Origin of the sequence: Bariatricus sp. SGI.154 (assembly GCF_050313795.1) — a bacterium.
Classification (GTDB): Bacteria; Bacillota; Clostridia; order Lachnospirales; family Lachnospiraceae; genus CAMBRQ01.
Genome location: NZ_JBNPMC010000019.1, coordinates 34,323 through 59,608, shown reverse-complemented (window position 1 = coordinate 59,608; position 25,286 = coordinate 34,323). Strand labels below are relative to the sequence as shown.

Sequence of the window (25,286 nt, the reverse complement as noted above, 5' to 3'; positions counted from 1 at the left end):
CACATATCCCATCCTTCTTTAGATTCTCCTTTAACTTTCGGATTACAGAATGGAACACCTCCAACTCTTCATCCTCAATCCCCTCCATAAGACTGGCATCCATATTATCAATCATATGTTCCATCGTCTCATGGCTCAGGATACCCTTCTCGGTCAGAATCACTTTCTTAAGTCTCGCATCATGTTCCACCGATTCTCTACGTATGAATCCTTTCTTCTCCATAAGTTTGATCACATTCGTAACCGTAGACCTCCCCACAGAAAAATCCTTCTCAATATCCTTCTGAAACACATCCCGATCCCGATTTGCATACAGATAGCGGATAATCCATCCATGCATCAACGTAATCTCATCAATCCCTGCCGCCCTGACATGCGCCTGCATATTCCGAGCCAGCATATGATCCAGCATACGAATCTCGAATCCGATCCGCTCTTCCTTCCTTCTCATACGACCACACCACACTCTTTCCCAATCGCCAATTCAAAACACCCTCACAACCAATTTCTCCACATCAAACCGCTTCACACCGAACCACTCTGCACATAAATTGCTCACTATCAAACTGTTCACTCACCAAACTGTTTGTTATCAAATTGTTTGTTATCAAATTGTTTGCTATCAAACATATTCTATCACACCCCCAAAAAATGTCAACCCCAATTTCATTCTCCCACCGCATTGCCACTCGCCCCACATATCCTCCCACAGAGAAATCTCCGGAGATTCGGAACTGTCAGGTGGCGTAAGGCTTTTGCGTGGGTGGAGGCCGTTGGCTAAGTTTTTAGAATATGTTGCAGCAAAAAGGGCGTTTCTTTCGCACGAAGATGGAACCACAAGTTCCATCTGAGAGGGCTGCTGAACTGCGAAGTCATCAAGACTTCGGAGTGAATCAGCCCGGTTGCGAAAGAAACACCCTTTTTGCTGTTACATATTCTTAAACTGAGACTCCGGTCTCCGGCCACGCAAAAGCCTTACGTCCACCGTCCACTACCAATCTCCTACTTCCTCTCCAAGATATCCTCCTCATACCTAACCTTCTCCATCGTAAATCCTCTCCCTCGCACCTCATTGATCTGCGAAATCGTAATAAATGCCTTCGGATCGATCACCTGTACCATCTCATTCACTGAATACAGTTTCCGGTTCGGGATTACACACAGCACTGCCTTCTGCTGTTTCCCGCCATATCCGGTTTCCACATGAACCAGCGTTACTCCGGCGTCAATCTCCTTTAACATCTTTTCTTTCACTTCTTCATATTTCTCCGTAATGACAAAGAGTTGGATCTGAGACTGTCCCATCAGGATTACCTTATTCATCACAGTTGTAGTCACAACCAATGCAAGAATACCATACAATATCTGCTCTGAATCAGAAAAGAACACCTGACACCCAAGTACAATGAAGTCAATGATATACATCAATACTGCCACCGGTGCATGGAACAGTTTGTTGAATACAAGCGCAAGAATATCCGTTCCCCCAGTAGACGAACCTACTCTTACCACTAATCCAATGCCCAACCCCAGAAGAGCGCCTGCATACAATGTGGCAAGCATAATATTATCCGTCAATTCCGTAATTCCCGGAATCGACTGTACAATAGACAGGAACATCGGATATACGAATGTACTGATAATCGTAGTCAATGCGAACTTCTTCCCCAACACGAACGTTCCCAATATAAAGAGAACTGCATTGACAACCAGAATAATCAGCGACAGATTAATCGGCAGATAATGACTGATCGTAAGACCAATACCAGTTGCACCGCCCATAATAATTCCATGAGGCACTACAAATGCCCCAACTGTAAAAGCCAAAACCGCATTCCCCACCAGAACCCCAATTATCGTCTCCAATGTCTTTTTCCAATTTTTCTTCATCTCTTTTAAAACCTCTCTTTTTATTTGCTAAGATATCCCCTTCATCGTAAGTTGGATACGCTTCTTCTTAAGGTCCACACTCAACACTTTCACATCCACGATGTCCCCCACGCTTACAACTTCCAACGGATGCTTAATGAATTTCTTATCTGTAATCTCAGAGATATGTACCAGACCATCCTGATGGACACCTATATCGACAAATACCCCAAAGTCGATCACATTTCTAACCGTTCCTTTTAACACCATGCCTTCTGTCAGATCTTTCATCTCCAGAACATCCGTCCTTAAGATTGGCTTTGGCATCTCATCACGCGGATCTCTGGCTGGCTTCTCCAGTTCCTTTACAATATCTCTTAAAGTAATCTCGCCTACTCCAAGTTCTTCTGCCAGTCTCTTATAATCCTTAATCGTCAGTGAAAGTCCTACCAGTTTTCCTCCGCTGATATCTTCTACAGAGAATCCCTGTTTTGCCAGAACCTTCTTAGCCGCTTCATAGGATTCCGGGTGCACGCTTGTTCCATCCAGCGGATTATCCCCGCCCTGGATTCTCATGAATCCGGCACACTGTTCATAAGCTTTGGGTCCTAACTTGGCAACTTTGAGAAGCTGCTTGCGATCCGTGAACTTCCCATTCTCCTCACGGTAAGTCACAATGTTTTTTGCAATAGTACCTGAGATACCTGAGATATATGCCAGTAACGGTGCAGACGCCGTATTCAGATCCACTCCGACTCTGTTCACACAATCTTCTACAACACCCGACAATGCCTCGCTTAACTTCTTCTGATTCATGTCATGCTGGTATTGGCCTACCCCGATAGATTTGGGGTCGATCTTAACCAACTCTGCCAGCGGGTCCTGAAGTCGTCTTGCAATGGAGGTAGCACTCCTTTGCCCAACATCGAACTTCGGGAATTCCTCGGATGCCAGTTTGCTTGCAGAATAGACAGACGCTCCCGCTTCATTGACAATCACATATTGTACCTTCTGCGGAATCTCTTTTAACAATTCCACAATGAACATCTCTGATTCACGGGAAGCAGTTCCATTTCCCACAGAAATAAGCGTAACGTTGTATTTTGGAATAATCTTTTTCAACAAGTCTTTTGATGCCTTGATCTTCTGTGGAGTCGTCGGCGCTGTCGGATAGATTACCGTAGTTCCAATTACCTTTCCGGTTGGGTCTACCACTGCCAGTTTGCACCCGGTACGGAACGCCGGGTCCCACCCAAGCACAGTCTGTCCGACGATCGGTGGCTGCATCAGAAGCTGCTCCAGATTCTTCTTGAATACTTCTATGGCCCCATCTTCTGCTTTCTCCGTCAGATCATTACGGATCTCACGTTCTATCGCCGGAGCGATCAAACGCTTATAACTGTCCTCCACTGCCTCTTTCAGAATTGGCGTGGTATAAGGATTATCGCTGTGAATCGTCTTCTTCTCCAGATAACGGATAATATCCTCTTCCGGAGCCTCAATTTTAACAGATAAAAACTTCTCCTTCTCCCCACGGTTCAGTGCAAGTACACGATGTCCCGCCAGCCTGTTCACCGGCTCTTCAAAATCATAATACATCTCATAGACGGACTCCGCTTTCTCATCCTTCGCCGCGGAGATCAGTCTTCCCTTCTGAGTCGTGATCTTTCGTATCCAGATACGATAATCTGCCTCATCAGAGATACTCTCAGCGATAATGTCCTTCGCTCCTGCGATTGCATCTTCTGCAGTATTGACATCCTTCTCCGGGTTAATATACTCCCTCGCCACTTCTTCAATTGGCTGTTTCGATTTCTGCAATGTAATCACTGCTGCCAGCGGTTCAAGCCCTTTCTCTTTCGCGATCGTCGCCCTCGTTCTTCTCTTCGGGCGGTACGGGCGGTACAAGTCTTCCACCACGACCAATGTCTCCGCCGCAAGGATCTGCCGTTTCAACTCTTCGCTAAGTTTACCCTGCTCCTGGATACTGGATAATACCTGTTCTTTCTTCTCTTCCAGATTCCGCAGATAAGTAAGCCTCTCGTGAAGCCTTCGGAGCTGTTCATCATCCAGCGTTCCTGTGGCTTCTTTTCTATATCTTGCAATAAATGGTATGGTATTACCCTCATCGATCAACTTGACCGCAGCATCTACCTGCCATCTCTTCACACCCAATTCTTCTGTAATCTTTTGATTAATATCCATGTCATATACCCTTTCTCATATTGCCTGCTGCATATCTGCTAACATAATTACTCTTCTGTCAGCCGATGGTATCTATTATAGCCGAATTTCCATTAGACCGCAACGCTATACGCAATACCGAGTTCACTCTGTTTTCTTGAAAATTCTGAACCCTTATGCTATAATCGCCATAGAGATTATTCGATGAATATTTCTGTAAAAAAGTTAAGGGGCTTCTCCCCGGGGAGTATCGAATTATGAATCAGGAAACACAAGAATTATCTAAGCAGCAGTTGAAATCAAAAGAAACAAAGGACAAGATCTTCCGTGCCGCCAAACACATCCTTCAGAAAAAAGGATACGAGCAACTCTCTATTAAGAATATCTGCGAGGAAGCAGGCGTATCAAACGGAAGTTTCTATCATCATTTTAAGACTAAGGACGATCTTCTGTCCTATTATATTGAAGAACAGCCCAGCATTAATCCCGATCTTCTGGACATGCCTGCGAATGCCAGCGAAGCCAAGCAGGCAATTATCTATGTGTATCTGAACTATGTACACTACTGCCAGGAACTGGGCGTAGAATTCATGTCCAATTATTATACGCCAAAGAACCAGTCCTTGAATCCACTCATCAGGACAGAGAGACCTTACCCGATCATTACCGTATCGAATTACCTGAAGAAAGTAATCGATGCTCATATCATCCGGCCGTCTCTTAGCCTGGAGGAGATCACGACAGATATCCGCATGATCGTAATCGGCAATGTATTCGAGTGGTGCCTGAAAAGCGGAGATGCGGATTTTGAAGGAAACATGAGACGCTCACTGGAAGTCTACCTGGACGGACTGTTCTAATCAGTCTTCGTCCGGTTTTTCTTAAAAATGGACAGTAAAAAATCCTTCAAGCAAGCGGACTCAAAGGATTTTCTAGAAGGGAATATGGTAGTGAAACCATTTAAACAATAATATCTTTTAAATGTATTATAGTACTACCTTGCGAATAATTCCAATCACTTATTTTTATATAAGTTTTCTATTTATTGACAATATCTATAAGGAGATCTGTATGTATACATTTATTGTTAACCCTAATTCACGTTCCGGTACGGGATTGCGCTTGTGGAATTCCGTTGAATCCGTATTGAAAGCAAGAAACGTCCGCTATCAGGTATTTTTTACCAAATACCAGCATCATGCTACCGGCATTGCCCGGAAACTCACTTCCGACCTTGAGAGGCATACCATAATCGCACTTGGCGGAGATGGGACGATCAACGAAGTAATTAACGGAATCACCAGCCTCTCCAAAGTAACCCTGGGGTACATACCGACTGGCTCCGGCAACGATTTTGCGCGAAGCCTGAGGCTGCCTACAGACCCGCTGAAGGCTTTGGATAATATTCTGACTCCTGTCAATTATACTTCTATTAATATTGGCGTTCTTTCATACGAAGACGTCAAAAGACGTTTTGCAGTAAGTTCCGGTATCGGGTTTGATGCAGGTGTCTGCCATGAGGTTATGGTATCACGGCTGAAAATATTGCTTAATAAGATCAGACTCGGTAAACTGACCTATGTAGGAATTGCCTTGAAAAGAATCATTACGCTGACCCCAAGATCAATGACTCTCCTTTTAGACGATGAGCGCAAGATCGTATTCGACAGAGTCTATTTTGCTACTGCCATGAACCTGGCATATGAGGGCGGCGGATTCAAGTTCTGTCCAAAAGCAGATTCCGGGGATGACCTGTTGGATATGATTGTAATATCTAATATGCCAAAGTTAAAAGCGTTATCTTTACTGCCAACAGCCTTCAAAGGCTGGCATACCCGCTTTAAAGGAGTCAATACATATACTTGCAAAAAGATTGATATCATCAGTGAAGTGCCGCTTCCCCTCCATGCGGATGGAGAACCCATCCTCAGCCAGACACACATGAATGTCTGCCTGGAACCGGAAAAATTACGGATAATCGGAACTCCCCTGTAGATATCATTCTTAAAAACCTATCCCCGATGTTACCAATGGAGGATTACATCATGACTGTATTCATTATCTTAGTTATCGGAATTATAGTATTATATTTATTTACAATCTTTCCCCGGCTTTCCCGCAAGCGGGACATGCTCCGCTACCATCACACAATGTTCGCCCATCGTGGCTATCACTGCGCCCAAAAGGGAATCCCTGAGAATTCCATTAAGTCCTTTCGTGCCGCCCTGGCAAGAGGATACGGAATCGAGATCGATCTTCACCTTACCAAAGACGGACAATTGGTAGTCTTCCATGATGATACGCTTGAGAGGATGTGCGGACGCCCGGATACGATCGAAGACCTGACTTATGAAGAACTTAAATCCTGCCATCTTCTTGATACCACCGAAACGATACCGCTGTTCACTGATGTGCTGACTCTTGTCAGAGGCCGTGTCCCGTTATTGATCGAACTCAAGATTCCCGGCTCTTCTACTCAGATATGCGAAGAAACGTTTCGCGCCCTGAAGGAATATCAGGGTCCATATCTAATTCAGTCCTTTAATACCATGGGAATCCGCTGGTTTCGGCTTCATGCGCCTCATATATTAAGAGGGCAGCTCTCTTCGAACTTAACAGGAGAAGACCTGACGGAAGCATGGATCTTCCGCTTCATGGTGAAGCACCTGATGACCAATTTTTTAGGACGTCCTGACTTTATTTCCTATAACCTGAATGACCTTCCGATTGCTAATGTATGGATTCTTCAGTATATCTTTCGGGTACCAGTCGCCGTATGGACGCTTCGCACCCCGGATATGCTGGCAACAGGCAAGAAGCATTTTGACATGCAGATATTCGAAAAACCATGTGAAAATTATTAACAAATAGTGAACACGGTTGTTGATTCTTTTTTTTCATGTTATAATCCGTGGTGAAGCAAGAATATACTGTAATAATGGGGCTTATAAAAGGGGTAATTCATATGAAAGCCATCGAAAGGATCAAAATGATCGCCATGAAATACAGCCATGCATGGGTATTCCTGTACGGATTCATCTATATGCCGTGGTTCATGTATTTGGAGAGACGGACGAATGTTCGTCATTTCCTGATTCATTCACCAATTGACAACTATATTCCTTTTGTGGAATATTTTATCGTGCCATATCTGTTGTGGTTCGCATTTATTGCCATAACAGTCCTGTACTTTTTCTTTACAGACAAATGGGGATTCTACCGGCTGACGGCTTTTTTAATCGCCGGGATGACACTCTTCCTGATTATATGCACGGTTTTCCCGAATGGACTGCACTTGCGTCCGACTACATTTGCAAGGGATAATATATTCGTAGATATTGTGAAGTATGTATATGCAACCGATACTCCGACGAACGTACTGCCGAGTATCCATGTGTTCAATTCCATCGGCGTCTGCATTGCTATCGCGCATAGCGACGCATTAAAAAAACACCGCAAGATTCAATATACTTCCTATGTACTTGCCGCTTTAATCATCTTATCCACAGTTTTCTTAAAACAGCACTCTGTGACGGATGTTATCGCTGCTTTTGCACTGGCATGCATCATATATCCATTCGTGTATGCTACCCAGGAAAGGAAAGCACCAAAACTTTCCCATCAACCAATATAACTCTTGCGCATCAGCGCAATTTATTAACATTTTATGAGGAGGATTTAAATTATGTACGCAGAGTTTAGTGAAAATCTTGTAACAGGAAATGAAATGATCGATTCCCACCACAAGGAGTTGATCGACAGAATGAATAAATTGCTGGATAGTTGCGAAAGAAGCAACGAAAAAAGTGTAGCAGTTAAGACACTGGATTATCTGGCAGACTATACAGATTTCCATTTTACAGCAGAAGAGGAACTTCAGAAGGAGATTGAGTATCCGGGATATGAGCAGCATAAGGCTCAGCATGAGGCTTTCAAAAAGACAATCCAGGAACTGGATCAGATGCTTGAAGAAGAGGAAGGACCTTCCAATGCTTTCGTAGAGAAGGTTCAGGAGAACGTTGTAAAATGGTTCTACACACATATCGAAGGATTCGACAGATCTGTGGCTGAATACAAATTCATGCGCGAAAGTAATGAAAGATTGTAATTAGTATCTGAATTGAAACCTACAGAATCTGCCACTGGCAGTTCCTGTAAGATGCTATGGAAACCCTAAGCCCGTGAGATCAAAGCAAAATGCTTTTCCTCTCACGGGCTTATGATTTTTAGGAACATTCTATGTAATCTTCTTATCTTTTATCTCGATAAAATGGTTTTCCTATAACATCTCAATAAATGCTGCAATTCTTGTATTCAACTGACCAATATCTGCCTGGGAGTAATCTGTCTCTACATTGATGTATGGAATACCTTTCTTCTCATTTACAAACCGGCGGATTGCCAGAGTCTCTACATTGTATGTATGACAGGCTTGCAGTGTCATCTCTACAACACCGTCTACTTTGTACTCATCAATCAATCTGCCTAACAGTTCCAGACGATTCGGATTCGGAGTCATGACAGAGCATCCGATATTGAGATACCTTCTTGCCAGAGCATCGTATACGTCCGGGTTATCCTCATCAACTAACTTGTCAATGGATTTTGCACCGCTGCAGCTCTCATATGTAACTACAACACCACCATTATCTTCTACGGCTCTGATTACCTTTTCAGTTGCACCGCCGATTGGGCATCCGGTGATAAGGATACGTGGTTTCTTATCCAGCATCTTGCCTTCTGCATATTCTTTCTCAATCTTTTCTACCAATGCATCAACTTCTACCGGAATCATCTTTCTGTCGAATTTGAATCCGCTTCCGTACAATACTTTGAACAGATCCTGCCCATTAATCGGAGCCGGGTCATTTCTCATAACTTCATAAAGTCTCTTAAGAGATCTTCTTCCTGCGTTATTCACCTTGATTGCTTCCCGGATATCATCTTCCGTAATCGTAACATTAAACTTCTTCTCAAGATATTCCTTAAAACGAATCATCTCACTCTTCCACAGTTTTAACGCTTCTTCGCCCTGAGTATTCGGCAACTCCATAATGAATACATCTTTGAATTCAGACATATATTCATACATCTTCTTCTTTCCATCACAAGTAGTCTCCCCAACTACCACATCAGAGAAATAGAAGAATGGACATTTGTCCGTCTTAGCAAATCCATAACTGGACTTAATCAATGGACATAAGTTCTTCGGCAGATCCTTCTCTGCTTCCGGAATAGTCTCATCAGATGTAGAACACAGACCAACTGTTGCTGCGCCCATCGCCATTGCAATCTCCTGTGGAAAATACGTACAGTATGCTCCGACTACCGGAACTCCTTTGTCTTTTAACTGTTTTACAGCTAAGAAAGAGTTCTTTCTCTGTTCGGCAAACTCTTCGAATACCTCTGGTAAATCTTTAATAATTTCCATTACATTTCCTCCTAACGTTTCGCTTAAAATGCTATTACTATCATACCACTTATGGACAGAGTCAAAAAATCGAAAATATTGATAATATGGGCTTTTTATAGATATTTTCTATCAACTAGGAATTTAGTGGAGAAAAGTAGATTTTCGAAAGTGTACGGTGAAGCAGAAGAGGATGGCTGGCTCTGAAACCGGGACGTTTCGTTAACAAGGTGTAAGCGGGAGAATCCCCGTAGATTGGCAACCGCGTACACAGACTCCGAAATCTTGATGATTTCGCAGTCAGGGTACTCTTTCGCCTTTGACGTGAAGTCAAAGGCTCATGCCAATCTACGGGGATTCTCCCGCTAACGCCTTGTAAAACTTACTTAACGGCCTCAGAGCCAGCCATCCTCTTCTGCTTCACCTGACATTTCCGGAATCTCAGGGTTTTCTCCGCTAGGAGGATTCCCGGCAGGAATGCGCGTGGAGCGGTGTTGGATGAATAACAGATAGGGAGTGTGTGGACTGGTGTTAACCATGGATTGAACTGAGGTATGTGGAATTATATTGGTAAAGCAATATGTGTTTCATGAAGTAAACAGAAGTTTTCCTCCTTCCCCTACACTTCCAATATGTTATCCCACCGATACCGTTCCACACACTCTACCGGAATCCCCCACGGGAGAAAGCCTTGCGAGAATGTGTATGGAACGATATTGCCGGGGAGTATGTTAAGAGTACAGAAAGTGTAGGGGATGTAATCACATCTAATATATGTCAATTCTCTTTTTTCGCCAATATTACATACCTTAATACCAAAAAGCCTGAGTCATAGTATGTAACCATCAATCATCTGGGCTAACACTGCCAAGATGATTGCCGCTGATAGCAATCCCTCATACACATACTTCATACACATTCACCAGCAATCCGGTTTCCACTAATTCCAACTAGTTCCAAGCGGTTCTAACTATCAACATGTTTGCTTGTCTTAATTTACTTACCTTATCTTATTTCAACCGTCATTTCTTGCCAATCCCGTTCCCCATTGCACTTCCGCCAGGAATCCTCCCCGTTCATGAAGAATCACACATAAGAATGTCAGGCAGAGAGGGGCAGTGTGGGCGTTCAGATCCGTAGAAGAGCCGTACAAGCCGTTAGTGAAAAAGAGGTCTGAAATCAGGATGAATTCTGTGCCACAAGCACAGAATTCAAGAATGTCTGAGTCGGAAAAATCTTTCAGATTTTCTCCGACGATTACATTCGATTCCTGATTTTAGACCTCTTTTGAACTTACGGATTGTAGACGACTGGAGTCGAATCTGAACGCCCATACTGCCCCTCTCTGCCGTACACTCCACATATACTCTTCAAGAACTAAATTCCCCTTGAATATTTCATATACTTCTCAAACGCAGATGGTATCGGATACTCCCTCTCTATCTCTTCCGGATGAATGAATAAAAAATCCTTCTTATTCGTCTTCTCCAGTTCATCAACTATCACTTCGTACCCCGTCATATGCCATTCGATATGGCTGAATATATGCTTCACATTCTCAAGTCGCTTTACCCTGACTGGCATAAGACCGATAGACTTGCTGTATGCTGTCACTTCATCCATTGTCATCTCGCCTAATTCACTTGGAAATTCATACAGACCTGCAAGCAGTCCCTTGGATGGTCGTTTTCGAATCGCAAGTTTCTTTCCATCCTTGAAGATGAATATGGTTCTTTTTTCTATTTTTCTTGCTTTTCCTTTACTCTTGACCGGAATCTCAGATATCGTCCCCCGTTTTCTCGCTTCGCATAGTTCTGCCACCGGACATTCTTCACATCGTGGTTCGCCATTAGGTACGCATACAATTGCTCCCAATTCAATCAGTCCCTGGTTAAAATCACTGGCTTTTCCTTCCGGTATTACCTGCTCCAGAGCCTCCTCCATCTTGTTTCGTACACTCTGCTTCATAATGTCCTCCCGGCTTCCGGTCAGCCTGGATATGACCCTTAATACGTTACCATCTACCGCAGGCTTTGGTATTCCGTAGGCAAATGCGCTAATTGCGCCTGCGGTGTAATTGCCAATTCCTTTCAGAGAACGTATCTCCTCATAAGTGCCAGGGAATTCTCCATGATAGTCTACCATAATTTGCTGTGCTGCTTTCTGCATATTCCGCACACGATTATAGTACCCCAGTCCTTCCCATAATTTCAGAAGCGTATCCTCTTCTGCCTCTGCCAGTTCCTTCACGGTTGGAAGTTCTCTTAAGAAGCGTTCATAATATGGCTTCACTGCCTCCACTCTCGTCTGCTGCAGCATAATCTCTGACACCCACACACGGTAAGCATCCGGATTCCTGCGCCATGGAAGATCCCTCTTATGTCCGCCATACCAATTCACAATCGGTTCTGCCATTTCATACAGAATCGTATTCTCTAATACTACCGGGACTTCATCTGCAATCTCAATTCGATCTGCTTCTACTTCACAATCATATGCCACAATGTGTACCCCAGCCTTGGCTGCACTTCTTAACGCCTCCCCAAATGCCGGATGGGTATCCATATTCGGCGTAAAATACCGGACGTCCTTCATCTGGATCACGAAAAACACATAAGTCTCGTAACCCTCTTCCACTGCCGCCTGCAGTTCCTCCACATGCTTCACTGCCCGTTCACTTGGCGCATCTGGGAAACGTACGACTCGATTCTCCTCTAAAGTAACACCCTTTACCTCAATGAATATCCGTCTGCCTTCTGCTTCCACATAAAGGTCAAAACGTGAACTTCCATACGTGTATTCCGGCTGTATGCAAGTGATATTCTGGAATAGATTGCCCTTCTTAAGCCATTCCTCTACCACCTTGTTCGGTATCTGAGAATCCATGTTCACCATGCGCTCGCCCTTTTCTACCGCAATTAAATCCCATCTTGTTTTTCTCTGAGGATTGTCCGATTCCTGCACATATACGGTCGCCCCCGGCTTCAATAGTTCCGCACAACGCCCTGTATTCTTCACATGTACTGTTTCCTTTTGTCCCTCTAGTTCTATATATGCAATAAAACGATTGGGACGTTCTAAGAACGTCCCGGATCTGATGTTGTTATATCTCACCTATTCTTCTCCCTAATCTATACATGATTCTTGCCGGACAAATCTGCCGCCACCATTCAAACCTTACTTCACTAATACATTATACTTTAACATCCCTGAATAAACAATCCCAAAAGTCCAGTATCTCCGTTAAATCCCCTGTGAAATCGCCCCTGCGCAGCACACCCGCACGCAAGCCGGTTCTCTTCCCTCGCGAAGCCGCTCCATGCAACCATCGCATTTCTCCATCTTCCCGTCTTCATCATAGTGGATGACATTCTTCGGACAGACCGTCTCACACTTCCTGCATCCGATGCATTTCTCCTTATCCACCAGAATCAGTCCGAATTCCTCATCCTTATAGATTGCTCCAGCAGGGCAATTCTTCATACACAATCCACAATGAATACATCCCTCGCAGATATTCTTCTGGAATCCATCTTCCCTTACTTCTTTGATGGCTCTGTAACTTGGAGCATTTTCTGCCTCGGGTGGATGATGTTCCGCAATGCATGCAACATAACATGCATAGCATCCTATACATTTTTCCTTATCAAATCTTACTTTCATCTTCTCTCCTCTTTCTCAACACGGCAGAAATATCCCTTATATCCAGGGAAGCCTGAGATTGGGTCAACGTAGTCTTTTCCGATCAGTTCATTCGCCTCTCCCTTGGAACTCCCATGATAGATATACACAATTCCCGGCTCACCCATGACATTATACATTGCAATACCAGTAATCTCTCCTGCCGGGGACACAACCTTTACATAGTCTCCATCTTCGATGCCACACCTCTTCGCATCCTCAGGATGAATATCCACCAATGGCTCATTCTCTATATTCGCAAGCCAGGACATTCGATAGACTCTCGCATGGAAGAACTGCGGTTTTCTGCTGCCGGTATTTAAGATGAATGGATATTCTGTTCTGTCAATCTCCGTCTCAGTACGATAATCATGATACACCGGAAGCCCCTCATAGCCATGGCTCTCTCCATATCGCTCTAACACCAGAGACCGAATCTCCACTTTACCAGATGGGGTATTGAATGGCTGCTTCTCATAGGTCTTTACCACAGGAGAGAAGAGATTCTTACCCATCATTCCCTCCGAATGGTTCTTCAACACTTCCAGAGTAAGACCCGATGGCTCCAGGATATGCTGCATGTACGCATCATATCCGCCCTCCAGGACCTCATCGCTAATCGCCGCATCCCGCTGTTTCATTCTCTTGAGGACTTCCATGATAATCACAATATCATTCTTCGCTTCTCCCACCGGCTCTATGGCTTTATTAGAGAAGAAGAATCTGCCGCCCCTTCCTACATGCACCTCTTCCCTTTCGTAGGATGTGCATGCCGGCAATACCAGGTCTGCCGCCTTGGAAGAGTCTGACATAAAGAGTTCCACATTTACGTAAAAATCCAGTTTCTCTAAAGCATCTAAGAGATGTCCCGGTTTCGGCCACATACGATGGTTCAGTCCCATTGCAAACATCGCTTTGATCGGATATGGTTCTTCTTCCAATATGTAATCTGCAATCTTCGTACACTGCGCCTCATCACATGACAGATCAAACCATACCGGGAAGTCTTTTTGCCCAATAGCTTCTTCTCCATCATATCGCCTTACTTTGCCGAATTCATTTGCCGGAGAAAATGGTCCCGGCTGCGTCCGGTTGCCGCCTTCCACATCATAGTTTCCTGTAAGTGCGATCAGCGAGAATACCGCCCGGTAATTCTGCACTCCATTGATGTGATGTACAATCGGAGATGCCGAGAACATTACACTTGCCGGACCATTTCCCGCATAAGTCCTCGCTGCCAGCCGTATCTGTTCTGCCGGAACACCTGTTATCTTCTCTGCCTCCTCCGGCACGAACTTCTGCACATATTCTTTATATTCCTCGAATCCATAGACGTATTGCCCAACAAACTCTTTATCATACAGATCTTCCTCTATAATGACCTGTGCCATGGACAATGCCAACGCACCATCCGTTCCCGGAATCAATTGCAGATGGATATCCGCATCATGGGCAGTCACCGTATGCCTTGGATCCACATCAATAATCTTAACGCCTCGCTTCTTCAGCCCCTGATACATTCCACTCATAGGTGTATTGGAATGATACAGATTCGAACTCCATATAAGGAGTGTCCTGGCATTCTTCATATCCGGTCCGCAGATTCCATTGCCATACAACGAGCGCCATGCGAGGGCTGCTGCCTGGAAACAAGTACTGGATTCCGTACAGAAATTCGGCGAACCGTAGGCATTTGCCAGACGCAGAAGCGCCGGACGATACCATTTCGGATATCCGGCATAGAACACTGCGGATCTTGCACCATATTCCTTACGAATCCGAAGCAGATTCTCTGCAATCATCTCATATGCCTCATCCCATGAGATGCGCTCGAATCTACCTTCTCCTTTCTTTCCAACACGTTTCATCGGATACTGAATACGCTCTTTGTTGTATACATACTGTGTCGCTGCTACTCCCTTCGCACACATCCCTCCTGACTGCAGGGGAGTGTTACGTGCCCCTTCTACCGACATCAGTTTTCCGTCCCGCACATAGGCATCCACTTCACAACACGAACCACAAGTAGAACATGTCGTCTTCACAATCTTCGTATCGCCCATACTTATTTTCCTTTCTTTTTCGCTGCATATTTCGCAATCTCACGATTCACCCTGTTACGCAATGTAATAAGATACATATCCGACTTCGGATACCGCTTGAATGTCAATGGCTCTGCCAGTTCACCTTCAATTAATTACGTATCATATATTATCACATTATCATCATTTTGCCATATGATATATTAAAATCTTTTGAGGTGACACCCATGAAAAACTGCTCTGATCTCTATCTTCTTTCGACAATTGCCTGTAAATTATCCGAATGCCTCACCGAAGATGAACTAGAGGTTCTCGCATCCAGCCTTAAGACACTCGGAGAGATGCTGGATGTAGTTCTTGCACGCCAGGAATCATGCAAAAAGCATATCGTATGTAAAGAGAAATAATTCTATATTCTGATTTTCTCAATTCTGCATTCATGTACTTTCGTAGACTTATTATAATTAATTCCAACTAATAATAAGTCACCTTTGTAATCCTCCAATGCTTTTTTATACTTTTTCTTTTTAATCTGTTCAATCGCGCTTTCCGCTGATTTATCCCACTTAAGTTCTACAATAATAGCAGGCTTATTCGAATGTCTTCTTGGTCGAAATACAACATCTGCATATCCTTGCCCTGATGCTAATTCTCGGTGCAATACATAATCTCTTCGTGCACTGTAATAAGCAAGTGTAATTACACAACTCAATGAGTTCTCGTCGTTATATGCAAGAAGTGATGTATTCTCCATATGAACAGTATCTATTCCCCTGGCAACCGCTTCTTCATCGCCACACAATGTAGCATCTAGTAATTGCTCCGATTCCTCAAGAACCTGCGAAATCTCGCTCCATGTTTCACCTTCAAGAGCATTCTGGAATTCCTCTGCAATCTCCAGATTCGGAATAAACACCTCTCGCGTCTCTCTATCATATGCAAGATACCCTAGATGCACCAGTAATGTCAACACATCATCTTTACTCTTAAAAGTAGTCATATCATTCTGAAATCTTCTATAATTAATCTTAATCCTCCCACCACCAAGCATCCCGATAATTGCATCCTTCAATCCATCATAGTTCATATCCATGTAAATTTTTAATGCCTCATATGTCTCTGTATTAACCCAATAACTTTGAAAGGTCTGATTCAACATCGCATCCACAATAGACTTCGGTCCATATACATGTCCGACTCCCCTCATATAATATCCGTCATACCATTTCTTAGCCTCCTCAAAGTCCATACCATACTGCTCACATAGCCCTTCAACCTCCTGCTCTGTAAAGCCAGTATATGCCGCCATTTCTTTAGGATCTATCATCGAATACTCATAAAACATATTCAATGTCGAATGTGTCCCATACTTCTTGATCGGAAGAATTCCTGTCATGTATACCAGTTTTACGTAGGTCTGTCCTTTGAATAAGTCTTTCAAAAAATCAAGATAAACTTTTTGTGCTATTGTATTATTCTTCGTCTCCCGGAAAATACAATCCCATTCATCAATAACAAAGATAAAGCCACTCCCTGTCATTTTCTCAATCGCTTCAAATGCGGACACTAAATCCTTCGTCTCTGAATTGACATAATCTCCATAAATTTCTGACAGTTCTTTCAAAATCGTTTTTTCCAGATAAGATACCAGGTTCTCAGGTGTTTCCGCCCGCTGCAAAAAACGCTGCATTTCAAAAAACAGTACATCATACTGATTCAGATGCTGCATATAAGAATCATCTTTTTCTATTTCCAATCCATGAAACAATTCTTTAGAATCACATCTTTTCCCATAGTACGCCAATAACATCTGCGCTGCCATCGACTTTCCAAAACGTCTCGGTCTGCTTACGCACATGAATCTTTGTTCCGTGTCAATTACACGATTGGTATATCTAAGCAGCCCTGTCTTGTCAACATAAATCTTAGAATTCCTTGCGATTTCAAATCCTTTACTGCCTGGATTCAGATATATGCCATTCGCCCTTTTTGTATGGTTTCCATAAAAAGTCTTAGGCTCTCTTATCACACCTACCATCATACCACGGTCTCTTTGCAGCAGTATATCCGTCGATACCTCCAATGCATCTGCCATCTTTACCAGCATCACAAGATCCGGAGCATATGTTCCTAATTCATATCCTGCATAAACAGATCTTGTAATCCCTAACTTTTCCGCCAGGACTTCCTGAGTATAACCTCTGGCATTTCTAATCCTCCTAAGATGTTCGCCAAACTTCTCAATCCTGATATCCATGCAGCATCCCCCCTTTCCCAGTTGTTCGCCTTTATATATAACAATAGGCTATCGCATCTTATCTTAATACACAACAAGGAACAACCTTATTGACAGCCTTCTACGCATCTCTTACATCTATAATTAGGCTCATTCATTTTATTTTTCTATACCCTCTTTTTCTTTCATCCATTGAACTCCCCTCCCCACTAAAGTATAGTTAAATTATCACACAAAAGGAGGTGCCGCCTTATGCATAGAGACGACCAAATGACACCAAAAGAACGGGCATTCGCATTATTTGCCAAAAAACCAGTAGACCGTATGCCGATCAAACTCTTCTCTCCCTATATCGGAATGAACTTCGGAGCAACGTATGAAGAAGCATTCAACGATGCCAAATCACGCGCTTACTGGCTTATCGAAAGTTATAAACGATTCGGACAGGATGGATTAAGCGTTAATTACCGAATTGACGGAATCCCTGTGGCTTTCGGCGCCGAATCTACCTACGACCCCAGCGGAATACCAATCGTGAAGAATGCTGTTCTTGAGAAACTATCAGATGTAGACCAGTTAGACTTAGAAAATCTTAGATTTGAAAATGATGTAAATGCTCAGATTGCATTCGAAGCCGTAGAACGGATTCAGGATGAATTAAAAGATGAGATATTCACCGGAGTCGGCTTCATGGGACCATTCACGACCGCTGCCAACCTTGCCGGAACTACCACTGTACTGAAAGCCATGCGAAAAGATCCGGAAGGACTTCACAAGTTACTTGATTTTGCGGCTGATGCCACCATCGAAGTCGGGCGCAAATTCGTAGAAAACCAGATCGGTATAGGGCTTGCAGAACCAACCGCTTCATTAGTATCCCCCAAGCAGTTCCGCGAGTTCGTAACACCATATTATGTAAAGGTAATGGATAAATGGAAAGAATGGGGAAGCCGTGGTGCCGGTTTCCATATCTGCGGCGATACCACCAGACTTCTCGAGGCTTTCACAGAAATGGGGATTCGCGGCATCAGTATCGACAGTGCTGTAGATATTGCCTATGCCAAAGAAACTGTCGGCGATAAACTCTCTATCATGGGCAACGTATCTCCAATCGAAGTTCTGGAAGGTACTCCTGCATCTATTGAAGCCGCTGTCAAAAACTGCTTTGCCAAGTGCTGGGATAACCCTTGCGGATTCACGATTGCTCCAGGATGTGACATTCCGGTTACTGCATCCCTGGAAAATATCGATGCATATATGAAAGCAGCCAGAAGATGTGCAAAATATCCGGTTCAACCTTCAAATTGGGAATAGTTTCCACTCAAACAAATACTAATAAAGAAAGTGTCTGGTTTCATCACGACCAGACACCTTCTACTTAATAGTTTATATATAATCATTTCAAGTATAACTTAACTTTCTTCCAATATTCCTTTTGGCATCTGCCCAATCCTCGCACCACGTCCATATTTTCGCGCTGCATAGATATATGCATCTATATTCTCTTTCGGAGTTCCTATCGGAATCTGGCAGCCTGTCATCAACATGTATCCAGAAGGGCTGTCGGCACCCTCTCTGATTGCCGTCTTAACGGCATCAATCACCATATCTATTGTTCCTAGGCGCATAATATCTACAGGCGCAACATTCCCTGAGATAAATACCCTTTCTCCCATGATACTTTTTGCTTCTTCAAGGCTCTCACAGTTATCCAGACTAAAATTGTTAATTCCAATTTCCATCAAATCCTGCCATATACCTTTCGTATGACCACATATGTGAACCGATGGCGCATTTCCTGTAATTGCGATAATTCCATCCACCAGTTTTTTCATATACGGTTTCGAAAACTTTAGGAAATCCTTTTTACCAAGAATATCTGTTGTTGTTACAGGATCAGCAAACCCGACAGAACAACTTCCTGTCTCCTGATGGAATCTTTTAATCCATTTTAGAGAACAATCCACTCCATACGAAAGAAGTTGATGTACCTTATCCGGATTCTTACGCATATCTCTCAAGACTGATTCTATCGGACGCATCGCGATCGCCGTAGAAAACGGACCCGCTACATCTGTAGAGATTCCCATGTCAGGAAATAATTCCATAAGTCGTTTCCCTTCCTCTAATTTTTTACATAACAGTACATTCTGATCTACATCAAATTCTACTGCCTCTTCCAGAAAACTATAATCTGCAACCGCGTATTCCTTAATATAATCCACCGCATCTTCCGGATATTGCAGCACCGATCCTACTGCTTCTCCAATCCCTCTAAGCCCTAACGGTATCGAAAGACCGCTAAACCCATACTCTTCTTTCTTGCGCCGTATCATCTCACAGCGTATATCAAACGAACGATGAACCTGTCCTTTCGTATATCCCCATATATGTGCTAACGCATCCTCCGGAGCCAGCAGCCCATATGGAAGGCAATCCACTTCCTCACCCCTGAAATATGAGGTTATCCGTTCCCCTGGTGTCATGGATTCTTTCTGCTTTGCCAACTCTCTATATAATTCTTCTCTGTCCATAATACTCACCAACTATTTCATCTTGCGATAAACCCACTTTCCTACTATCTCAATCAACTGAACAAATACAATCAGAATACCAGCCGTAAGAACCATGACCACTTCATTAAATTTTTGGTATCCATATGTGATTGCCACAGATCCAATTCCTCCCGCTCCCATTGCGCCTGCCATAGCAGTCGAGCCAAGAATTGCAACCATTGCAAGAATAACGCCTGATATAATTGCAGGCATTGCCTCAGAAAACATCACCTTAAAAACAACTTGCGCCTCTGAAATGCCAAATGACTTCATAGCCTCAATCAATCCTTTATCTACTTCTTGCATTGCATTTACAATCAGTTTAGCAATAAATGCTGTTGCTGACACGATAAGCGGAACAACTGCTGCCCGAACCCCGATTGATGTTCCTACCACCAATTTTGTAAACGGCAGCAAAAAAATCATAAGGATCAAAAACGGAAATGACCTTATTACATTTACAATAAAACTAACCAATCCATAGATAAAGCGATTGGGATGAATCCCATCCTTGTCTGTTACTAACAGAACGACTGCTACCAGAAAGCCAAATATCGTGCCTAATATTGTAGTAATAATGACCATCTCTATTGTTGCCACAAAAGCCGGTGCAAGAATTCGTTCCCAAAAGTTTAACTGATATTCTGTTAAAAATCTTGACATTACTCTTCCTCCTCACTGTGCGACTGATAATACCGCCAGATAATATTATTCTGTTTTAGATATGTTTCGACTTTTCTTTTGTGTTCGTCTGCATAATTCAGGATAAGATACCCTAGATATTTATCCCGATAACGCTCCATTTCACTATTCACAATAGTAAAATCCATATCTAATTCCCTAGACATTCTACTCACAATATTTTTAGATTCATTTTCATCAGATAACATAATCTGTATATTCACTCCATTGTTGTCCACATGAAACTGCTCTTCTCCTAAAAATGTCTTCAGTTCTTCCGGCTGATTCATAAAAAGTTCATCCACCGGTCCTGATACAACCAACTCTCCAGCTTCCAGGAGCGTAACTTTTTCACATACATCCTTAATAACAGACATTTGATGTGTTACTACAATAATCGTAATCCCCAATTTTTCATTAATATCTCGAAGGAGTTGTAATATCGCACGGGTCGTTACCGGATCTAATGCTGATGTTGCCTCATCACTCAACAAGATTTTAGGTTCCATAGTCAATGCCCTTGCAATGGCTACTCTCTGTTGCTGCCCTCCGGATAACTGCCTCGGTCTTTGATTTAATTTTTCCGAGATTCCCACTAATTCCGCAAGTTCTTTTACACGTTTATCAATCGTCTGTTTATCGTATCCCCAACAACGCATTGGAAATGCAATATTCTCATATACGGTTTTTCTGGTCAGCATAGGAAAATGCTGAAAAATCATAGATACTCCTTTGCGAAAGTTACGCAATTCCTTTCTATCCAGTTCCTTTACCTCTACACCATCTATCTTAAGGCTTCCAGCGGAATATTTTTCCAGTCCATTAATACATCGAAGCAATGTGGATTTTCCTGCTCCGCTTTTACCTACCAATCCATATATCTCTCCATCTTCAATAGTCAAATCAATATTATTCAATACCTTCAAATCACCAAATGACTTCTGTAATCCTCTAATCTCAATCATGATAGTCTCCTCGCATGGTATACATAATAAAAATGGGGTGTCAGGCTTCTCCCAAACACCCCATATACAGTACACAAGAAATTTTAAAATACTGCTTCAAAACCTGTCGCAGGTTTTACATATTCTTTTGCTTTATCAGATGTGTATGCTTTCATAATATCTTTTGCCCACTGTGTATCAGCATTTTCAGGCATTACACACATACCTAATGCAAGTGAATCATCTACAAATGACTGCAGTAAATTCTCGGTCGGATCGACATCAAATGATGCCATCGTATTGGATGTTCCAATTACAAGTGTATAATCATCCATATTGGTATACTTAATATGATCCGCTTGAATAAATTCATAATTATGTGGATTCTCCACGATATCTGCAATATCATACTGATCCTTTTCTTCATCTGTCAACTTGATAATTCCTGCCTCTTGCAGGCGACGCAAATCCTGATCAATATTAGATGCATCTTCAGCAACACCGACAATTCCACCATCTGGAAGATCATCAATAGAATCTGCCTTAACAGAATAGATTCCTGCCCAGAAATTCCAAAGTTTCGGCTCCAGCATCTGAATATCCGTACCTTTCTCCTCATTATAAGTATCAAGGAACGGTTTATGCTGATAGAAATTAGCATCAATAGATCCTTCTACTAATGCTTCATTAGGAAGGAAATAATCATCAAATACTTTTAACTCTACTTCATATCCCATATCTTCCAATGCCTCAACACCAGATTCCGCAAGATCTACCGAAACTGATGATGTTCCAATAATAATCTTATCCTTCTTCTCTTCACCTGATGACGTTTCTTCTTTCTCTTTTCCCCCGCAGCCTACAATCATAGTTGCTGCCATAACCCCGCACAGGCATGCACTTAATAATCTCTTTTTCACTTTCGTACCTCCATTGAGTAAATATTATTTTTCTAAATATTATAGCATGCATTCCTCAACCGGTAAAATTCACCTTTTTTATAAACGCCTCCGATATATAGACTGCATCTATATATCGGCTTATATATAGATATTGATAATCAAGTTCAGTTAGGAAATATCATACTCTCCGTAAAGATCCGTTCATAATTCTCCGTCTCAGCCAGTTCCATATACTCCATCTGTTCTGCCAGTTCTTCCACTTCCCGCTTCACTTTCCGGGACATCAACGTCATATACGCACCCGTCTTCGAAGAATTACCCACATAGACCAGTTTATCTCCCACCTCTTGAGGCAGTATCCCCGTTCCAACCAGGGACTCAGCCGGAAGATGCGCTCCAAACTGCCCCGCAATCATCACCTTATCTAAATCTTCCATCCGAATGCCCGCTTTATTCAGAAGTGCTACGAATCCGGACAGAATCGCCCCCTTCGCAAGCTGCACCTGGCGCACATCCCCCTGGGTCACCAGAAGTTCAGGATTCTCATGGAGAATGAACTCCCGCTTCGTTCCATTCATACGAATCATTGGATATCGATAGTCCTCTTCTTTTAGACGGTCTTTCTTGATAAATACCCCCGTCTTCTTCACGATTCCGGTGCGCAGCAGTTCTTTCACCACAGCCAGAATTCCACTTCCGCAGATTCCCACAGGTTCCTGATTCCCGATAGTTGTAAGTTTGATTCCATCTTCCGTAATCTTTACATCTTCAACGGCCCCTTCTGCAGCCCTCATACCGGAACTGATATTCATTCCTTCTAATGCGGGACCGGCAGCGCAAGAACAGCACAAAAGCCTACCGTTACTTACCAGCACAATCTCGCCATTCGTTCCGATATCGATAAAGAGAACATTCCCCTTTTCTTTCTGTAGTTCACACACATAAGTTCCTGCTACAATATCGGCTCCAATATAAGCAGACACCTGGGGAAGACAATACAACTTCGTATCTTTCGCCGCCTCAATCCCAATCTCACTTGCCAATAACTCTTTGGCTTCTACGAATTCCGGCTTATAAGGTGCCTTTCCTATGGATCTTGCATCCACGCCCAAAAGCATATGCATCATCGTACAGTTCGCCGCCACATCGATCTCCCGAATTTCATCCGGACTTACAGATGCCTCCTGGCACGCTTCACCAATCATGGCATTCATGGAATTCACAATCGCCTCTTGAAGTTCCCTGATACCACATTCCGGATGTTCATATTCATAAGTAATTCTAGTCAAAACATCCAAGCCATAATGCTTCTGCGCATTAATCATAGAGGCATTCGCCAGTTCCTTTCCTGTCTTAAGATCAATCAGGGCTGTTACAACCGTCGTAGTTCCAATATCGATTACGATTCCATATCCATCCTCGAATTCATCTTTCTCGAACTGCGGCATATACCCCTTCGTCAACACTTCATGCTTTCTTTCCTTTTGAAGCGTCTCAACTTCTACATCACCCAGGACTTCAACCATACAAGACAGACGGATTCCTGCCTGAGTCTCTTCTGGTTTCAACAGTTTCGCTTCTGTCTCTGACATAGACGAAACATCTCCGGACAAAATCTTTATCTTACATTTTCCGCAGATTCCTTTTCCGTTACATGGATTATCCACAAATACTCCTGCGTCCAGAAGGCTCTTCAAAAGATTGTCTCCTGCTTCGCATACAATCTTTCTCCCAGTCTGCCTAACTCTTATCTCTGACATCTACGCATCCTCCTTAAGACACGCCAGAATTGATTGGACATTTGCAAGCGGAGATTTCATTCCCAATCCACAGGCTGGAGATATAATATCCGAACCATTCTTCACGCAGCCTCTTGTAAGCATCTTCACTCTGTCCGGATCACCGAATTCCAGCGCATAAGTACTAACATTTCCCATCAGCACCCTGTCTTTCAGATGCTCTCTTGCCTCCTTCATTGGCACGATTGAATCAAAACTAAGCGCACTGCTATGTACCTCATTCACTTCCTTGTATACAGGACTCATCTGCCCACAGATATGTACGATCGACCCCATCTTCTCATCCTGCAGCGAATCCAGCAAATTATTAATATAAGTTACTGCGAATTCTTTAAAATACTTTGGTCCCAAGATCTCTCCCGTACCACTCGGGTCAGAGATGGCAATGATATCTGCTCCCGCTTCTATCTGTGCCCTTCCAAATGCAATCAGCTGCTCCGTAATGAATTCCATGTATTCATGTGCCTCTTGATTCTTCTTACGCAGTTCCTTATAGAATACAACCGGCTCCATCACGGAACTTGCTGTACTGATCGGTCCTGTCAGATTACCAACAATCGGCACTCCTTCCGTCTCTTCCTTCAAAATACGGATCGCATCCAATACAACTTTGGCACGTCCCCGGGTTATATCCACAGGTGTTAATCTCTTATAGTCACTCACAGAATCAATGACATATTCCACAACATGAGGCTCATAGACATGGGAACCCATATCCACTTTCGCCCCCATCTCCTCCGCCTCTACGGTCATGCAGAATGGCACTCCATAATTCTCAAAGCACCCTTCCTCATATACTGCTTTGGCAAGATCCGCCATCTGTCTGGCATCATTATGGGCTTCCGGCATATGAACCTTTACCTTATCCATCAATTCTGATGTTACCATATTCATCATGCCGCCCGGACAGATACACGCCGGCCGATCGGCATTCTGTCCATCTAATATCATTCTTAGTCTTTCTTTTGGTGTTAACATTATCT

General features: G+C 43.2%; 21 protein-coding genes. 7 read left to right on the top strand and 14 right to left on the bottom strand.

All coding sequences use genetic code 11. From position 1 onward, the window contains the following. From ACQRBN_RS10200 to ACQRBN_RS10190, 3 genes are all read right to left on the bottom strand, one after another. The coding region (locus ACQRBN_RS10200) for a MarR family winged helix-turn-helix transcriptional regulator (RefSeq protein WP_427738865.1) at nucleotides 1-451 on the bottom strand (451 nt) is incomplete at its 3' end. A 551-nt stretch (nucleotides 452-1,002) separates the two neighbouring features. Further along, a complete protein-coding gene (locus ACQRBN_RS10195; protein WP_427738864.1) occupies nucleotides 1,003-1,890 on the bottom strand; it encodes a YitT family protein in 888 nt (295 codons plus the stop codon). A 27-nt stretch (nucleotides 1,891-1,917) separates the two neighbouring features. After that, complete coding sequence (locus tag ACQRBN_RS10190; protein WP_427738862.1) at nucleotides 1,918-4,074, bottom strand: Tex family protein; 2,157 nt, start codon at nucleotides 4,072-4,074, stop codon at nucleotides 1,918-1,920. Between the two features lie 236 nt (nucleotides 4,075-4,310). On the opposite strand from ACQRBN_RS10190, the gene ACQRBN_RS10185 reads away from it, so the two are divergent. The 5 genes from ACQRBN_RS10185 to ACQRBN_RS10165 all read left to right on the top strand — a co-directional run bounded on the left by ACQRBN_RS10185 (nucleotide 4,311) and on the right by ACQRBN_RS10165 (nucleotide 8,161). Beyond that, on the top strand, nucleotides 4,311-4,913 hold the full coding sequence (locus tag ACQRBN_RS10185) for a TetR/AcrR family transcriptional regulator (RefSeq protein WP_427738860.1): 603 nt from the start codon (nucleotides 4,311-4,313) through the stop codon (nucleotides 4,911-4,913). 211 nt (nucleotides 4,914-5,124) lie between these two features. Continuing rightward, on the top strand, nucleotides 5,125-6,048 hold the full coding sequence (locus ACQRBN_RS10180) for a diacylglycerol/lipid kinase family protein (RefSeq protein WP_427738859.1): 924 nt from the start codon (nucleotides 5,125-5,127) through the stop codon (nucleotides 6,046-6,048). Nucleotides 6,049-6,098: 50 nt separating this feature from the next. Next, on the top strand, nucleotides 6,099-6,917 hold the full coding sequence (locus tag ACQRBN_RS10175; RefSeq protein WP_427738858.1) for a glycerophosphodiester phosphodiesterase: 819 nt from the start codon (nucleotides 6,099-6,101) through the stop codon (nucleotides 6,915-6,917). 101 nt (nucleotides 6,918-7,018) lie between these two features. Then, a complete protein-coding gene (locus ACQRBN_RS10170; RefSeq protein ID WP_427738857.1) occupies nucleotides 7,019-7,687 on the top strand; it encodes a phosphatase PAP2 family protein in 669 nt (222 codons plus the stop codon). Nucleotides 7,688-7,738: 51 nt separating this feature from the next. After that, nucleotides 7,739-8,161, top strand: a complete 423-nt coding sequence (locus ACQRBN_RS10165; RefSeq protein WP_427738856.1) for a bacteriohemerythrin — start codon at nucleotides 7,739-7,741, stop codon at nucleotides 8,159-8,161. A 171-nt stretch (nucleotides 8,162-8,332) separates the two neighbouring features. Here ACQRBN_RS10165 and ACQRBN_RS10160 read toward each other — a convergent pair whose 3' ends face one another. The 4 genes from ACQRBN_RS10160 to ACQRBN_RS10145 all read right to left on the bottom strand — a co-directional run bounded on the left by ACQRBN_RS10160 (nucleotide 8,333) and on the right by ACQRBN_RS10145 (nucleotide 15,207). Then, nucleotides 8,333-9,484 (bottom strand): double-cubane-cluster-containing anaerobic reductase, encoded by a 1,152-nt coding sequence (locus ACQRBN_RS10160; protein WP_427738855.1) that lies wholly within the window; start codon nucleotides 9,482-9,484, stop codon nucleotides 8,333-8,335. Nucleotides 9,485-10,840: 1,356 nt separating this feature from the next. Then, the gene (gene mutY, locus ACQRBN_RS10155; RefSeq protein ID WP_427738853.1) at nucleotides 10,841-12,577 is read right to left on the bottom strand and encodes an A/G-specific adenine glycosylase; all 1,737 of its coding nucleotides are present in this window, start codon (nucleotides 12,575-12,577) and stop codon (nucleotides 10,841-10,843) included. Nucleotides 12,578-12,706: 129 nt separating this feature from the next. Continuing rightward, complete coding sequence (locus tag ACQRBN_RS10150; RefSeq protein WP_427738852.1) at nucleotides 12,707-13,126, bottom strand: 4Fe-4S dicluster domain-containing protein; 420 nt, start codon at nucleotides 13,124-13,126, stop codon at nucleotides 12,707-12,709. Then, on the bottom strand, nucleotides 13,123-15,207 hold the full coding sequence (locus ACQRBN_RS10145; RefSeq protein WP_427738851.1) for a molybdopterin-containing oxidoreductase family protein: 2,085 nt from the start codon (nucleotides 15,205-15,207) through the stop codon (nucleotides 13,123-13,125). Before ACQRBN_RS10145 ends, ACQRBN_RS10150 begins: the two co-directional genes overlap by 4 nt. A 206-nt stretch (nucleotides 15,208-15,413) precedes the next feature. On the opposite strand from ACQRBN_RS10145, the gene ACQRBN_RS10140 reads away from it, so the two are divergent. After that, entirely contained in the window at nucleotides 15,414-15,593 is a 180-nt protein-coding gene (locus tag ACQRBN_RS10140; RefSeq protein ID WP_427738850.1) for a hypothetical protein, read from the top strand. Nucleotides 15,594-15,595: 2 nt separating this feature from the next. Here the strand turns inward: ACQRBN_RS10140 and ACQRBN_RS10135 are convergent, their stop codons facing one another. Further along, complete coding sequence (locus ACQRBN_RS10135) at nucleotides 15,596-17,443, bottom strand: AAA family ATPase (protein ID WP_427738849.1); 1,848 nt, start codon at nucleotides 17,441-17,443, stop codon at nucleotides 15,596-15,598. A gap of 231 nt (nucleotides 17,444-17,674) precedes the next feature. Here ACQRBN_RS10135 and ACQRBN_RS10130 point away from each other — a divergent pair, with 231 nt between their 5' ends. Further along, nucleotides 17,675-18,736: a uroporphyrinogen decarboxylase family protein gene (locus ACQRBN_RS10130; RefSeq protein WP_427738848.1), complete on the top strand. Its 1,062-nt coding sequence runs from the start codon at nucleotides 17,675-17,677 to the stop codon at nucleotides 18,734-18,736. Between the two features lie 98 nt (nucleotides 18,737-18,834). On the opposite strand, the gene ACQRBN_RS10125 is transcribed toward ACQRBN_RS10130, so the two are convergent. The 6 genes from ACQRBN_RS10125 to ACQRBN_RS10100 all read right to left on the bottom strand — a co-directional run bounded on the left by ACQRBN_RS10125 (nucleotide 18,835) and on the right by ACQRBN_RS10100 (nucleotide 25,281). Continuing rightward, nucleotides 18,835-19,956, bottom strand: a complete 1,122-nt coding sequence (locus tag ACQRBN_RS10125) for a uroporphyrinogen decarboxylase family protein (protein ID WP_427738847.1) — start codon at nucleotides 19,954-19,956, stop codon at nucleotides 18,835-18,837. A gap of 12 nt (nucleotides 19,957-19,968) precedes the next feature. Continuing rightward, nucleotides 19,969-20,640, bottom strand: a complete 672-nt coding sequence (locus ACQRBN_RS10120) for a methionine ABC transporter permease (RefSeq protein WP_427738846.1) — start codon at nucleotides 20,638-20,640, stop codon at nucleotides 19,969-19,971. Further along, the gene (locus tag ACQRBN_RS10115; protein WP_427738845.1) at nucleotides 20,640-21,623 is read right to left on the bottom strand and encodes a methionine ABC transporter ATP-binding protein; all 984 of its coding nucleotides are present in this window, start codon (nucleotides 21,621-21,623) and stop codon (nucleotides 20,640-20,642) included. Before ACQRBN_RS10115 ends, ACQRBN_RS10120 begins: the two co-directional genes overlap by 1 nt. An 83-nt stretch (nucleotides 21,624-21,706) precedes the next feature. Next, complete coding sequence (locus ACQRBN_RS10110) at nucleotides 21,707-22,522, bottom strand: MetQ/NlpA family ABC transporter substrate-binding protein (RefSeq protein WP_427738844.1); 816 nt, start codon at nucleotides 22,520-22,522, stop codon at nucleotides 21,707-21,709. Between the two features lie 146 nt (nucleotides 22,523-22,668). Continuing rightward, a complete protein-coding gene (locus tag ACQRBN_RS10105; RefSeq protein ID WP_427738842.1) occupies nucleotides 22,669-24,264 on the bottom strand; it encodes an ASKHA domain-containing protein in 1,596 nt (531 codons plus the stop codon). Continuing rightward, nucleotides 24,265-25,281, bottom strand: a complete 1,017-nt coding sequence (locus tag ACQRBN_RS10100) for a uroporphyrinogen decarboxylase family protein (RefSeq protein WP_427738841.1) — start codon at nucleotides 25,279-25,281, stop codon at nucleotides 24,265-24,267. Between the last annotated feature and the right edge of the window lie 5 nt (nucleotides 25,282-25,286).

Excerpts from the sequence above, each read along its gene's own strand:
- ACQRBN_RS10145 (WP_427738851.1), bottom strand. The coding sequence starts at position 15,207 with ATGGGCGATACGAAGATTGTGAAGACGACATGTTCTACTTGTGGTTCG.
- ACQRBN_RS10100 (WP_427738841.1), bottom strand. The coding sequence starts at position 25,281 with ATGTTAACACCAAAAGAAAGACTAAGAATGATATTAGATGGACAGAAT.
- ACQRBN_RS10135 (WP_427738849.1), bottom strand. The coding sequence starts at position 17,443 with ATGGATATCAGGATTGAGAAGTTTGGCGAACATCTTAGGAGGATTAGA.
- ACQRBN_RS10150 (WP_427738852.1), bottom strand. The coding sequence starts at position 13,126 with ATGAAAGTAAGATTTGATAAGGAAAAATGTATAGGATGCTATGCATGT.
- ACQRBN_RS10170 (WP_427738857.1), top strand. The coding sequence starts at position 7,019 with ATGAAAGCCATCGAAAGGATCAAAATGATCGCCATGAAATACAGCCAT.
- ACQRBN_RS10180 (WP_427738859.1), top strand. The coding sequence starts at position 5,125 with ATGTATACATTTATTGTTAACCCTAATTCACGTTCCGGTACGGGATTG.
- ACQRBN_RS10185 (WP_427738860.1), top strand. The coding sequence starts at position 4,311 with ATGAATCAGGAAACACAAGAATTATCTAAGCAGCAGTTGAAATCAAAA.
- ACQRBN_RS10165 (WP_427738856.1), top strand. The coding sequence starts at position 7,739 with ATGTACGCAGAGTTTAGTGAAAATCTTGTAACAGGAAATGAAATGATC.
- ACQRBN_RS10140 (WP_427738850.1), top strand. The coding sequence starts at position 15,414 with ATGAAAAACTGCTCTGATCTCTATCTTCTTTCGACAATTGCCTGTAAA.
- ACQRBN_RS10175 (WP_427738858.1), top strand. The coding sequence starts at position 6,099 with ATGACTGTATTCATTATCTTAGTTATCGGAATTATAGTATTATATTTA.
- ACQRBN_RS10130 (WP_427738848.1), top strand. The coding sequence starts at position 17,675 with ATGCATAGAGACGACCAAATGACACCAAAAGAACGGGCATTCGCATTA.
- ACQRBN_RS10115 (WP_427738845.1), bottom strand. The coding sequence starts at position 21,623 with ATGATTGAGATTAGAGGATTACAGAAGTCATTTGGTGATTTGAAGGTA.
- ACQRBN_RS10120 (WP_427738846.1), bottom strand. The coding sequence starts at position 20,640 with ATGTCAAGATTTTTAACAGAATATCAGTTAAACTTTTGGGAACGAATT.
- ACQRBN_RS10195 (WP_427738864.1), bottom strand. The coding sequence starts at position 1,890 with ATGAAGAAAAATTGGAAAAAGACATTGGAGACGATAATTGGGGTTCTG.
- ACQRBN_RS10105 (WP_427738842.1), bottom strand. The coding sequence starts at position 24,264 with ATGTCAGAGATAAGAGTTAGGCAGACTGGGAGAAAGATTGTATGCGAA.
- ACQRBN_RS10125 (WP_427738847.1), bottom strand. The coding sequence starts at position 19,956 with ATGGACAGAGAAGAATTATATAGAGAGTTGGCAAAGCAGAAAGAATCC.
- ACQRBN_RS10190 (WP_427738862.1), bottom strand. The coding sequence starts at position 4,074 with ATGGATATTAATCAAAAGATTACAGAAGAATTGGGTGTGAAGAGATGG.
- ACQRBN_RS10160 (WP_427738855.1), bottom strand. The coding sequence starts at position 9,484 with ATGGAAATTATTAAAGATTTACCAGAGGTATTCGAAGAGTTTGCCGAA.